Source organism: Janibacter sp. HTCC2649 (assembly GCF_000152705.1).
Taxonomy (GTDB): domain Bacteria; phylum Actinomycetota; class Actinomycetes; order Actinomycetales; family Dermatophilaceae; genus Knoellia.
In genome coordinates, this window is the sequence record NZ_CH672413.1 from 4,009,426 (window position 1) to 4,021,412 (window position 11,987).

The window sequence follows — 11,987 nt, forward strand, 5'->3', positions numbered from 1 at the left end:
GCTGCGGGATAGGGTCCAAGGCGATGAACTCCGATCTCACGCCGACAGCTGCCCCCACCGACGCGCCGCGCCGCCTGCGCGTCGCTCTCGTCTTCGGAGGCCGCTCCTCCGAGCACGCCGTCTCGTGCGCCACGGCCGCGAGCGTCATGTCGGCGCTCGACCCGGAGCGCTACGACGTCATCCCCATCGGCATCGCCAAGGACGGCAGCTGGGTGCTCGCCCCCAACGACCCGGAACCGCTGCGCCTCGCGCCCGGTCACATCCCCGAGGTCGATGCGTCCGGCCCGAGCGTCCTCGTGCCCACCAGCGCGACCGCGCGGCACCTCATCGTCCACGAGCCGGGTGCGGCGCCGCGCGAGCTCAATGAGGTCGACGTCGTCTTCCCGTTGCTCCACGGCCCCTTCGGTGAGGACGGCACCATCCAAGGGATGCTCGACCTCGCCGACGTGCGATATGTCGGCTCCGGCGTCACGGCGTCCGCGGTGATGATGGACAAGCACATGATGAAGGTCGTCTTTGCGGCCGCCGGACTGCCCGTGGGTCCGTACACCGTCATCACCGACCGAGAGTGGCTGCGCGATCCCGAGGCGGCTCTCGACGCTGTCGGGGCCCTGGAGTTCCCTGTCTTCGTCAAGCCCGCCCGCGCCGGCTCGAGCATGGGCATCAGCAAGGTGGACTCACCCGACGGACTGCGCGCTGCAGTCGAGGCCGCCCGCGAGCACGACCCCAAGGTCATCGTCGAGCAGGGCATCGTCGGGCGCGAGATCGAGTGCGGTGTCCTCGACGGCCACGGCACCGACGCGCCGCGCACCAGTCCCCTCGGCGAGTGCATCGTCGTCAAGGGTCACGCGTTCTACGACTTCGAGGCGAAGTACCTCGCCGACGACGACATCCGGCTCGAGGCCCCGGCCGACGTCGCGCCGGACATCGCTGAGCAGATTGCGCAGATGGCTGTCATCGCCTTCACGGCGGCGGGGTGCGAAGGGCTCGCCCGTTGCGACTTCTTCCTCACCGACACCGGCGACCTGCTGATCAACGAGATCAACACGATGCCCGGCTTCACCCCGAGCTCGATGTATCCCCGCATGTGGGCGGCCGCCGGCCTGACCTATCCACAGCTCATCGACGAGCTCATCGCGCTCGCGATGGAGCGCCGCGTCGGCCTGCGCTGACTGCCCTTTTCCCGACTTATTGCGCATTCCGACGGTGAGGAGCGCAGCGACGAGCGTCGGAATGCGCAATAAGTCGGGGTTTCAGCTGCAGGCGAGGGAGTTCTTGGGGAGCTTCTCGGCAGCCTTGGTGAAGGCCGGGAGCAGCAGAGGCTCCGGCGCGTAGTCACTGGGGATGAGTACCTCGAGCGCCGGGTCCCGCCCGAACGTCGTGAAGCGGGTCCCGTCGCTGAGCTTCTCAGCGACCCACCCCATGCCGTCGACCTCGATGCAGTCCTCCGTCGTGGGAGCCAGGGCCGGGACGCCGCACCGCGCGATGATCGCCGGATCCCCGTATGCCGCACCGGCGCTCGCGTCCGACACGTCCCGTCGGGCGTTGCCGCCAACCTTCGCCGGCCAGACAGAGGTGACCTCACGGCATACGCCGCTCGTTGCTTGGGAAGCCGGCTCGATCTCGACGGCTGACGAACACCCGGAGAGCACGACGACGGCGGTGGCGCCGAGCGCCACCGCCGTCGTCAAGTGCCTGCGTGATGTCACGGTCAGACGTGAACCACCGTGCAGGTGAGGGTACGAGTGATGCCCTCGACCTCTTGGATCTTGGCGATGACGAGCTTGCCGAGCTCGTCGACCGTCTCGGCCTCGACGCGCGCGATGCAGTCATAGGGGCCGGTGACGTCCTCGGCGAGGGCCACTCCCGGGATCGCTGCGATCGCGGTCGCCACGGCTGCTGCGCGACCGACTTCGGTCTGAATCAGGATGTAGGCCTGGACCACTGGGTGTCACCTCACTGTCAGGGAGAGGCTCTGTGCGCCGCTCCGCCTGAGTCTTTCTGAGTCTCGGTCGACCGTCGCCGAGGCGATGGTGTCTGCACGGTACCGTGCCGATGGTCCGCAAGTCTCGGGTGGTTCAGGAGGTGGCCGTGTGGTCGCGCACACGACGATCGGTTCGGTGAGCGAGTCCGATCTCCTCGCACGGATCATCCCGATGTTCGGGGAGAGCCCCTTTGCTGGTTCCGGAGTGCTCGTGGCACCCGGTGACGACGCCGCCGTGATCACGGCACGCGAGTCCGTCGTCGTCACCACCGACTCCATGGTTCGCGGTCGGGACTGGCGCGACGACTGGTCCAGTGGCCACGACGTCGGCCTCAAGGTCGTCGCGCAGAACGTCGCCGACGTCGCCGCGATGGGCGCGGTCGCGACCGGCCTGCTCGTGTCCGTCGCCGCCGATCCCGAGACCGAGCTCGACTGGGTCATCGACCTCACCCGCGGGATCGCCGACGCGGCCGAGGACGCGGGCTGTCCCGTCGTGGGCGGCGACCTGTCGTCTGCGCCTGCTGGGGTCGTCCTGGTGGCGGTGACGGCGTTCGGGGACCTCCAGGGGCGTATGCCGGTCCTGCGGTCGGGTGCCCGACCGGGAGACGTCGTCGCGGTCGCAGGGTCGCTCGGCTGGTCCGGAGCAGGACTGGCGCTCTACGAGGCAGGAACGCCGGACCCCATCGCGCCGGACGCCGGGGCCGGTCACCTCACGGCCAGGGAGCGCGCCACGTCGGTGCTCATGTGGTTCCACCGCTCGCCCCGACCCCCGTGGGAGTCCGGGCCCGTCGCCGCCGATGCCGGTGCGACGTCGATGATCGACCTCTCCGACGGGCTCGTGCGCGATGGCGGACGGATCGCCGTCGCCAGCGGCGTCGAGCTGGCCCTCGACGAGGCGCAGCTGCGTGAGCACTTCCTCGCCGGCCCCATCGAGCTCGCGGTCGGGGAGGACGTCGGCTGGCGTCAGGTGCTGTCCGGGGGAGAGGAGCACTCGCTCCTCGCGACCTTCCCTGCCGATGCGGTGCCGGATGACCCGCACGCGCCCTGGACGGTCATCGGGCAGGTCGTGGAGGCCGGACCGCAGGGGCCGCGGCTCACCGTCGGTGGAGCCGTGCCGAGCGTAACGGGCTGGGACCACTTCGCCGGCTGACCGGCATACCCCGATGTCTTCTTCCCCGGTCACGCTGGGCATGCGAAAGGGCGCCGTCCGAATGGAGGGCGCCCTTTCGGGATACAGCTAAGGGGTCAGCGCTTGACCTTGCCGGCCTTGAGGCAGGAAGTGCACACGTTGAGCCGCTTCGGGGTCACACCCTTGTCACCGACGAGGGCCTTCACGCGCTGGATGTTGGGGTTCCAGCGACGCTTGGTGCGGCGGTGCGAGTGCGAAATGCTGTGGCCGAAGCCGGGTCCCTTGCCGCAGACATCGCAGTTGGCAGCCACGGTGGATCTCCTTGAGTCGTGTCATACGAAACGGCTGGAATGCCAGCCGCCTCAGGTCAGTGGATTCCGGTGCCCGCCCCATATGGGGCTCACGCGGAACCGTCAAAGCGTAGCCGAGTTCGGGTGTGGCTCCAAAACGAGCCGGGCACGCCCGATAGCCTGCCACCGTGCCTGCCGTTCTCGATGCCGATGGAGCCCGCCTCTGGGCAGCTCTCACCCGAGCCGCGTTCGCGCTGCGCCGCACGGAGATCGACGCGCTCAACGTCTTCCCGGTTCCCGACGGTGACACCGGCACCAACCTCTATCTCACGATGGACACCGCGATCAACGAGCTCAACCGCCTCCACGGCGCGCAGGGCACGATCGGTACGGCCACCCTCGTCGACGAGGCCCGCGACCTCGCCCGCGCCATGCTCATGTCGGCGCGCGGCAACTCCGGGGTCATCGTCAGTCAGCTCGTCGCCGGCATCAGCCACGTCATCGTCGAGGAGGAACTTGACGAGGTCGACGGGGCCGCCCTGGCCCGGGCTGTCACGCGCGGCGCCGAGCTGGCCCGTGCCAGCGTCGCCCATCCTCAGGAGGGCACGATCCTCAGCGTCGCGGACGCGATCGCCGAGGCCGCTCGCGCCAGTGCCGACGGGGGCGGGGACGCCGCCGAGGTCGCCGGATCGGCCGTCGCCGCTGCCGAGACCGCTCTGGCCCGCACGCCCGAACAGCTGCCGGCGCTCGCTCAGGCCGGCGTCGTTGACGCCGGTGGGGCCGGCTGCCTGCTCATGATCGAGGCGCTGCACCGCGCGCTGACCGGCGACTGGACCAGCGAGTCGGGCACGTTGAACCACGCATCCGAGGACCTCGTGCCGCGGGCGTCCTGGCACGCGGAGGCGTCCGCCGACGGCTCCCAGCCCGCGGGTGGTGGCGGCGTTCCGCGCTCCCCGGACGGCCATGACCCTCTCGACACTCCCGCCGCCGGGCTCGACGGCCCGGCCTTCGAGGTGATGTTCCTGCTCGATGACAGTGACGTCGGCCGGGTCGCGATGATGCGGACCGCGCTCGACGGCCTGGGCGACTCGCTCCTCGTCGTCGGGGGACCGGACCTCTGGAACGTCCACGTTCACGTCGACGACGTCGGTGCCGCCGTCGAGGCCGGCATCCTGGCCGGTCGCCCGCACCGCATCAAGGTCACGCACTTCGCCACGCAGATCTCGGCCCGGGAGCCGCAGCAGTTCGCCGTCGTGGCGTGCGCCGCAGGGCCGGGCATGGCCTCGATCCTCACGCAGGCCGGGGCGACCGTCGTGTCGAGCGCTCCCGGAGCGAGGGCCTCGGCGGGGCAGCTCCTCGACGCCATCCGCCGCACGGGCGCGGCCTCGGTCGTCGTGCTGCCCAACGACAAGGACACGCTCATGGCCGCCGAGGTGGCCTGCCGGGCAGCAACCGACGACGGCATCGACACCGCGATCATCCCGGCGCGCACCGCCGTCCAGGGCCTCGCGGCCCTGGCCGTCGTCGACTTCGACAAGGGCCTGCGCGAGAACGCCATCGGCATGACCGGAGCAGCGGTGGCGACTCGTCACGGCGCCGTGTCGATCGCGTCGCGTGAGGTGCTCACCTGGGCCGGTTCGGTGTCCGTCGGCGACATCCTCGGCATCGTGAGCGGCGACGTGGCCCTCATCGGCGACGACCTCACGGCCACAGCCGTCGAGGTTCTGGATCGCCTGTTGTCCGGTGGCGGCGAGCTCGTCACCCTCGTCTCCGGCGCCGACGCCGACCCGGCCTTCATCGATGCCGTCGAGGAGAGCCTGGGCAAGAACCATGCCGAGGTCGAGGTCGTCCGCATCGACGGTGGCCAGCAGGTCTACCCGCTCCTCGTGGGGGTGGAGTAGCCCGGTGTACGACGAGTCGACTCCGCTCACCAAGGTTCTGGACAAGCGCGAGGCGAAGAAGTTCAAGGACGCTCGCGGGATCGAGACCGTGGGCGACCTCCTGGCCTACTGGCCCCGGCGCTACCAGTCGCCCGAGAGCAACCTCGCGGCCGCCCGCATCGGGTCCTACATCGTCGCCGTCGCAGAGGTGAAGACGGCGACCACGCGGTCGATGAAGAACCGGCGCGGACGCATGCTCCAGGCCGTCATCACCGACGGCTCCAAGGACCTCGAGATCACCTTCTTCTCCTCGCATGGACACGAGGGCAAGCTCGTCCCCGGCGCACGAGCGCTGTTCGCGGGCAAGGTGTCGGCGTTCAACAACAAACTCCAGCTCGCGCACCCCGGGTATTCACTGCTGAGCGACTTCGACCGCGGCGACCGGCGCAACCTCATCCCGATCTACAAGGCCGTCGGCAACCTCCACACGTGGACGGTGACCGAGTGCGTCCGGATGGTCCTCGACCTGCTGGACGAGTCGCCCGAGGCGATTCCCGAGGACGTTCTCGACCGTCGCGATCTCGTGGACCGGATGGCTGCCCTGCGGGGTATCCACACGCCGGACTCGCGAGCCGAGATCGACGCGGCGGAAAAGCGCATGTCCTACGAGGAGGCCCTGATCCTCCAGGTCGCCCTTGCGCAGCGTCGGGCGCGTCAGGCCAAGGAGTCGACGCTGGCGAGAGTGCCCCGCCCCGGTGGGCTGCTCGACGCCTTCGACCAGCGGTTGCCCTTCACCCTCACGGCCGGCCAGGTCGACATCGGCGAGACCCTTGCGACGGAGATGGCCCGCGACGTCCCCATGCACCGACTCCTCCAGGGAGAGGTCGGCTCGGGCAAGACCGTCATCGCCGTGCGCGCGATGCTGGCGGCAGTCGACGCCGGGGGACAGGCCGCCCTCCTTGCCCCCACCGAGGTCCTCGCGTCGCAGCACCACCGCTCGATCACCACGATGCTCGGCGACCTCGCCGAGGGCGGCATGCTCGGCGGCAGCGACATCGGCACCAGGGTCACCCTGCTCACCGGCAGCATGTCGACCCAGTCACGCCGCAAGGCGATGCTCGACATCGCCAGTGGCGACGCCGGGATCGTCATCGGGACACATGCCCTCATCCAGGAGCACGTGAGCTTCCAGGATCTTGCCCTCGTCGTCGTCGACGAACAGCACCGCTTCGGCGTCGAGCAGCGAGATGCGTTGCGGGGCAAGGCTGCTCAGCCCCCACACGTCCTCGTCATGACGGCCACGCCGATCCCGCGCACGGTCGCCATGACCGTCTTCGGTGACATGGAGACCTCGACCCTGAGTGAGCTGCCGGCGGGGCGAGCGCCCATCACCACCCACGTCGTCCCCGAGGCCAAGCCCGGCTGGCTCCAGCGCACCTGGGTGCGCATCGCCGAGGAGGTCGCCCTGGGGCGCCAGGCCTACGTCGTGTGTCCGCGCATCGGCGACGACGACGAGCCGGACGAGGACGCCGAGATCTTCGCGCCCGACGCTGGCGGCGATCCCGACTCCGATGGTGACGGCGCCGACGAGGGCGCCGAGGGAGACGCTCCGCCACCTCGCCCGCTCGCCTCGGTCCACCGTGTCCACGCCGACCTCGTGGCCAACCCGGCGCTCGAGGGGCTCAGCATCGAGATCCTGCACGGCCGCCTGCCCGCCGACGAGAAGGACGCGATCATGCGCGACTTCGCGTCGGGCGCCATTGACGTCCTCGTCTCCACGACGGTCATCGAGGTCGGTGTCGACGTCCCCAACGCCAGCGTCATGGTGGTCATGGATGCCGATCGCTTCGGTGTCTCGCAGCTGCACCAGCTCCGTGGTCGCGTCGGCCGTGGTGGCCTCCCCGGCCTGTGCCTGCTCGTGCACGGTGGCGACGCCGACGCCCCGCACGAACGCCTCGACGCCGTCGCCGGCACGACCGATGGTTTCGAGCTGGCCCGCATCGACCTCCGTCAGCGCCGCGAGGGTGACATCCTCGGGTCCTCCCAGCACGGCAAGCGCACCCAGCTGCAGTTCCTCCACGTCCTCGAGGACGAGGACCTCATCGAGGCAGCACGCGAGGACGCGTTCGCCGTCGTCGCCGACGACCCGGACCTGGGGGCACATCCCCGACTCGCCGAGCTGGTCCACGCACGAGTGGACGCCGAGCAAGCGGCATACCTGGAACGAGGCTGACGTGACCCGAATCATCGCCGGAACGGCGGGCGGACGTGAGCTGAAAACCCCTCCCGGCAAAGGCACGAGGCCCACGAGCGACCGCGTGCGCGAGGCGCTCTTCTCCGCCCTCCAGGCGCGTGATGCGCTCTCGGGTGCGCGGGTCATCGACCTGTATGCCGGGTCCGGCGCCCTGGGCCTGGAGTCCGCCAGTCGTGGTGCGGGGGAGGTGACCCTCGTCGAGTCCGACCGGACCGCTGCGGGCGTCATCCGCGACAACGCCGGGCGACTGGGGCTCAAGGCGACCGTGCTCCCGGTGACGGTGGCGTCAGCGCTCGCGGGCACGCCGCGCGAGCTCGACCTCGTCTTCCTCGACCCGCCCTACGACCTCAGCGAGGAGGCGCTCGCCGCCGATCTCGAGGCCTTGGCCACGCGCAGTTGGCTGGCCGACGGCGCCCTCGTCGTCATCGAGCGGTCGAAGCGTTCCGCCGAGCCGACCTGGCCGAAGGGGCTGGAGCCGGAACGCCTCAAGAAGTACGGCGAGACCGTCATCTGGTACGCCACGCACTGACCCAGCACGCCGCTCCCACAGGGAGCCTGACCTGCAAGGATGGGGTCATGAGCGACTTTGAGATTCCCCGTCCGACCAGTGGTGACGTCCTCGAGCTCATCCTCGACGACCACCGACTCTTCGAAGACCTCCTCCGGGCGGCACGGCGCAACGACGTCGACCGTGAGGCCGCGCGCTCGGCCCTGACCGAGCTGCTCGTCGCCCACGCGGAGGCCGAGGAGGAGAAGGTCTACCCGACCCTGCGCAAGAAGCGCGCGATCGGGGCGCACGAGGAGGAGCACGGCGAGGAGGAGCACGCCGAGATCACCGAGGCGATCGTCGGCTTCCTCGAGGCCAAGGGCACCGACACGGAGAAGTACGACGCCGCCCTCGAGGACCTGGCGACCGTGGTCAACCACCACACCAACGAGGAGGAGCAGACGATCATCAACCCGGCTCGCGAGGACGTGGCCGTCACGGTTCGTGAGGAGCTCGGCGTCGCCTGGGCGACGCGCCGCAACGAGCTGCTCGAGCAGGGATGCGCCAGCCTCGACCAGGTGAAGGCCCTGCTTCACCGCGCCGAGAAGGAGGGCGTCATCGCGACCCCAGCGGCCCGTGACCAGGCCGAGGAGATCGAGGAGCAGGCCAAGGAAGAGGCCAAGAAGGTCGAAGAGGCCGCCAAGGAGAAGGCCAAGGACTGAGGTTGGGCCCGCCGCGGAACGTAGGGTTGCGCAGGTGAGCGACCAGCAGATCAGGCGAGCGGTGTGCCCCGGGTCCTACGATCCGGTCACCCTCGGACACATCGACGTCCTCGTGCGCGCGGCCGCGCTCTACGACGAGGTCGTCGCCGCGGTGCTGCACAACCCGGCCAAGAGCGGCACGTTCTCCGTGGAGGAGCGCATCGGCTTCATCGAGCGCGCCCTTCCTTCAGTGGTCGCCGACCGCGTGCGGGTCGAGGCGTTCGCGGGTCGCCTTCTTGTCGACGTATGCCGTGACGTGGGTGCCGATGTCGTCGTCAAGGGCCTGCGTGGCGGCACCGACTTCGCCTACGAGCTGCCCATGGCGCTCATGAACCGCCACCTCACCGGCGTCGAGACCGTCTTCCTGCCCGGCGCCCCGCAGTTCGAGCACGTGTCGAGCTCGCTGGTCAAGGAGGTCGCGAAGTTCGGTGGCGACGTCTCCGGACTCGTCCCGGACGAGGTTCTCGCCGCTCTGAAGGAGCGCCTGGCGCAGGAATGACTCCCGTCTTCGTGCCCCGTACGGACACGGCGAGCAGCAAGGCGTGTCCGCACGGGGCACAGAGACGGAAGGTGCGCACGCGGCATACGCTCGGCTCGGAAAGGGTGCATTTGGGGAGGTGGCACCACCTCCGGTACCTTTGATCTTCGGTCTGCGTCAGCCGTGACGAAGACCGAACCACCCGACCAAGGCAAGGCAATGACTCGTCTCGATCCTCGGTCTCCTCTGGTGCTCGACACCAAGGAGGTCGGCCGGCGACCCGGCTCGATGGCGGAGCTCTCTCGCGAGGTCGGGGCACCAGCTGAGTTCGGCACGGCGGTGCTGCGCGTTGTTGAGGGGGAACCCTTGGCGGTCAACGTGCGGCTCGAGTCCGTTGTCGAAGGAGTGCTGGTCACTGGTTCGGTGCGAGGAACGGCGACCGGCGCCTGCGTGCGGTGCCTGGATCCCATCAGCCACAATGTGGCCGGGAACTTCCAGGAATTGTTCGCCTACGCCGATCGCAACGCTCACCACCAAGAGGTGGGCGACGAAGAAGCAGCCGAGGAGTACCTCGTCGAGGACGGTCTGATCGACCTCGAAGCGGTGCTCCGGGACTCGGTGGTGCCTGCACTGCCGTTCCAGCCCGTGTGTCGCCCGGATTGCCCGGGGTTGTGTTCCGAATGTGGGATGCACCTCGCGGAGGATCCGGACCACGCACATGACGTGATCGACCCCAGGTGGGCGGCTCTCACGGACCTTGCGTCCGAGTCGTCCACGACACAGACTTCAGATAGGACCTGACGTGGCTGTTCCGAAGCGGAAGACTTCGCGTTCCAACACGCGCCACCGCCGTGCCAACTGGAAGGCCACGCCGGTCACCCTGACCTCGTGCCCCCAGTGCAAGGCCCCGACGCAGCCGCACGTTGCGTGCCCGTCGTGCGGGACGTACAACGGCCGCCACTACGGCGTTGCCGAGCGCACCGAGCACCAGAGCTGATCCCACTCCTCATGGGGAGGGGCTCGCACGGCCCGGTGGCCAAGACGCCACAGCGCCCCGTCGTTGAGCTTCACCAACACCTCAAAGAGGTGACCGGTGAAGACATCGACGTGGCGCTGCTTGGTCGTGCCCTGACGCACCGCTCGTATGCGTACGAAGCCGGTGGCATTCCTCACAACGAGCGTCTGGAGTTCCTGGGCGACTCGGTCCTGGGGCTCGTCGTTACCGACTCGCTCTATGTGACCCACCCCGACCTCACGGAAGGGCAGCTCGCGAAGCTGCGCGCCGCCGTGGTCAACATGCGTGCCCTCGCGGCCGTCGGTCGCACCCTCGGTCTGGGGGACTACCTCCACCTCGGTCGCGGTGAGGAGTCGACGGGTGGGCGCGACAAGGACTCGATCCTGGCCGACACGGTCGAGGCCGTCATCGGCGCGACCTATTGCAGCGCCGGCCTCGTCGCGGCCGGTGACCTCGTGCACCACCTCCTCGACCCGCTGATGGCGTCGTCGGCCACCCTCGGCGCGGGTCTGGACTGGAAGACGAGCCTGCAGGAGATCTGCGCCCTGCATTCAGCGGGCCCGGTCGAGTACGTCCTCGAGGAGGACGGCCCCGAGCACTCCAAGACGTTCAGCGCCCGCGTCCTCGTCGGTGGCGTGGAGCATGGCTCCGGCGTCGGCCGCACCAAGAAGGACGCCGAGCAGCAGGCCGCCGCCCAGGCCTGGCAGACCCTGCGCGAACGTCACGGCGATGGCCTGTCGACCGCGCCCCTGCCCGACCTGTCCTGAGCGACTGAAGCGTGCCAGAGCTGCCCGAGGTCGAGGTCGTCCGTCGCGGACTCGCCGACCACGTCGTCGGCCGCCGCATTGCCACGGCCGCCTTCACGGGTGCGCGAGTGGCCCGGCGCCACGTCCCGGGACCGATCGACCTTGCTGAGCGGATCGTCGGGCTCGACATCACGCAGGCGCGCCGCCGCGGCAAGTACCTCTGGCTCGTCCTTGGCCACGACGGAGAGCCGGTCCACGGCCTCATTGCACACCTCGGGATGAGCGGGCAACTGCTCGTCGAGGCGGCTGACGCCCCGGACGAGAAGCACCTGCACGCGCGCTTCACCTTCGCCGACGGCGATCCCGAACTGCGGTTCGTCGACCAACGGACCTTTGGTGGTTTCGCCCTCGACGATCTGGCCGACGACGGCGTGCCGCACCAGATCCGACACATCGCGCCAGACCCCTTCGAGTTGGCCTATGACCAAGTGGCTGTCGTGCGTCGGATCAAGGCCAGCGACAGTGCGATCAAGCGGATGATCCTTCACCAGGGCGTCGTCTCGGGCATCGGGAACATCTACGCCGACGAGGCCCTGTGGCGGGCGAAGGTCCACGGTGAGCGGCCCTCGAGCAGTCTCACGAAGCCGGTGATCGCACGCGTCCTCGACCACGCCCGCGAGGTCATGGCAGCCGCGCTCATCGAGGGTGGGACGAGCTTCGACGCGCTCTATGTCAACGTCAACGGGGCCTCGGGCTACTTTGACCGTTCCCTGCACGCCTACGGCCAGGAGGGTGAGCCGTGTGCGCGGTGCGGAACCCCGATCCGTCGCGAGCACTTCATGAACCGGTCGTCGTTCTCGTGCCCGACCTGCCAACCCCGTCCGCGGGGAGCCCGCCACAGCTGATCAGGCCCGAGCTGGCGAGAAGTCGCCAATGGTGGGTCTGCCTCACGTCGCGGCGCGT

General features: G+C 69.4%; 14 protein-coding genes. 11 read left to right on the plus strand and 3 right to left on the minus strand.

Going from position 1 to position 11,987, the window contains the following annotated elements; all coding sequences use genetic code 11:
- The first annotated feature begins 23 nt into the window (after window positions 1-23).
- Entirely contained in the window at window positions 24-1,172 is a 1,149-nt protein-coding gene (locus JNB_RS19120) for a D-alanine--D-alanine ligase family protein (RefSeq protein ID WP_009778182.1), read from the plus strand.
- Window positions 1,173-1,253: 81 nt separating this feature from the next.
- On the opposite strand, the gene JNB_RS19125 is transcribed toward JNB_RS19120, so the two are convergent.
- Entirely contained in the window at window positions 1,254-1,709 is a 456-nt protein-coding gene (locus JNB_RS19125; protein WP_237700712.1) for a DUF3515 family protein, read from the minus strand.
- Window positions 1,710-1,711: 2 nt separating this feature from the next.
- Window positions 1,712-1,945, minus strand: a complete 234-nt coding sequence (locus JNB_RS19130) for an Lrp/AsnC ligand binding domain-containing protein (protein ID WP_009778184.1) — start codon at window positions 1,943-1,945, stop codon at window positions 1,712-1,714.
- Window positions 1,946-2,120: 175 nt separating this feature from the next.
- Between JNB_RS19130 and thiL the strand changes: the two genes are divergently transcribed.
- Entirely contained in the window at window positions 2,121-3,134 is a 1,014-nt protein-coding gene (gene thiL, locus JNB_RS19135; protein WP_237700714.1) for a thiamine-phosphate kinase, read from the plus strand.
- Window positions 3,135-3,229: 95 nt separating this feature from the next.
- On the opposite strand, the gene rpmB is transcribed toward thiL, so the two are convergent.
- The gene (gene rpmB / locus JNB_RS19140; protein ID WP_009778186.1) at window positions 3,230-3,424 is read right to left on the minus strand and encodes a 50S ribosomal protein L28; all 195 of its coding nucleotides are present in this window, start codon (window positions 3,422-3,424) and stop codon (window positions 3,230-3,232) included.
- 167 nt (window positions 3,425-3,591) lie between these two features.
- Here rpmB and JNB_RS19145 point away from each other — a divergent pair, with 167 nt between their 5' ends.
- From JNB_RS19145 to mutM, 9 genes are all read left to right on the plus strand, one after another.
- Window positions 3,592-5,304 (plus strand): DAK2 domain-containing protein, encoded by a 1,713-nt coding sequence (locus tag JNB_RS19145; RefSeq protein WP_009778187.1) that lies wholly within the window; start codon window positions 3,592-3,594, stop codon window positions 5,302-5,304.
- Between the two features lie 4 nt (window positions 5,305-5,308).
- Entirely contained in the window at window positions 5,309-7,516 is a 2,208-nt protein-coding gene (locus tag JNB_RS19150; RefSeq protein ID WP_009778188.1) for an ATP-dependent DNA helicase RecG, read from the plus strand.
- A 1-nt stretch (window position 7,517) separates the two neighbouring features.
- Complete coding sequence (rsmD, locus tag JNB_RS19155; RefSeq protein ID WP_040883992.1) at window positions 7,518-8,066, plus strand: 16S rRNA (guanine(966)-N(2))-methyltransferase RsmD; 549 nt, start codon at window positions 7,518-7,520, stop codon at window positions 8,064-8,066.
- A gap of 47 nt (window positions 8,067-8,113) precedes the next feature.
- Entirely contained in the window at window positions 8,114-8,746 is a 633-nt protein-coding gene (locus JNB_RS19160) for a hemerythrin domain-containing protein (RefSeq protein WP_009778190.1), read from the plus strand.
- Window positions 8,747-8,780: 34 nt separating this feature from the next.
- Window positions 8,781-9,284 (plus strand): pantetheine-phosphate adenylyltransferase, encoded by a 504-nt coding sequence (coaD, locus tag JNB_RS19165; RefSeq protein WP_009778191.1) that lies wholly within the window; start codon window positions 8,781-8,783, stop codon window positions 9,282-9,284.
- 198 nt (window positions 9,285-9,482) lie between these two features.
- Entirely contained in the window at window positions 9,483-10,064 is a 582-nt protein-coding gene (locus JNB_RS19170) for a DUF177 domain-containing protein (protein WP_040883993.1), read from the plus strand.
- A gap of 1 nt (window position 10,065) precedes the next feature.
- Window positions 10,066-10,260 (plus strand): 50S ribosomal protein L32, encoded by a 195-nt coding sequence (gene rpmF / locus JNB_RS19175; protein ID WP_009778193.1) that lies wholly within the window; start codon window positions 10,066-10,068, stop codon window positions 10,258-10,260.
- Between the two features lie 11 nt (window positions 10,261-10,271).
- The gene (gene rnc / locus JNB_RS19180) at window positions 10,272-11,045 is read left to right on the plus strand and encodes a ribonuclease III (protein ID WP_050766652.1); all 774 of its coding nucleotides are present in this window, start codon (window positions 10,272-10,274) and stop codon (window positions 11,043-11,045) included.
- Between the two features lie 11 nt (window positions 11,046-11,056).
- The gene (gene mutM, locus JNB_RS19185) at window positions 11,057-11,929 is read left to right on the plus strand and encodes a bifunctional DNA-formamidopyrimidine glycosylase/DNA-(apurinic or apyrimidinic site) lyase (RefSeq protein WP_009778195.1); all 873 of its coding nucleotides are present in this window, start codon (window positions 11,057-11,059) and stop codon (window positions 11,927-11,929) included.
- Window positions 11,930-11,987 lie beyond the last annotated feature (58 nt).

Coding starts and splice junctions, on each gene's coding strand:
- JNB_RS19120 (WP_009778182.1), top strand. CDS start 24: ATGAACTCCGATCTCACGCCGACAGCTGCCCCCACCGACGCGCCGCGC.
- JNB_RS19160 (WP_009778190.1), top strand. CDS start 8,114: ATGAGCGACTTTGAGATTCCCCGTCCGACCAGTGGTGACGTCCTCGAG.
- JNB_RS19170 (WP_040883993.1), top strand. CDS start 9,483: ATGACTCGTCTCGATCCTCGGTCTCCTCTGGTGCTCGACACCAAGGAG.
- rnc (WP_050766652.1), top strand. CDS start 10,272: ATGGGGAGGGGCTCGCACGGCCCGGTGGCCAAGACGCCACAGCGCCCC.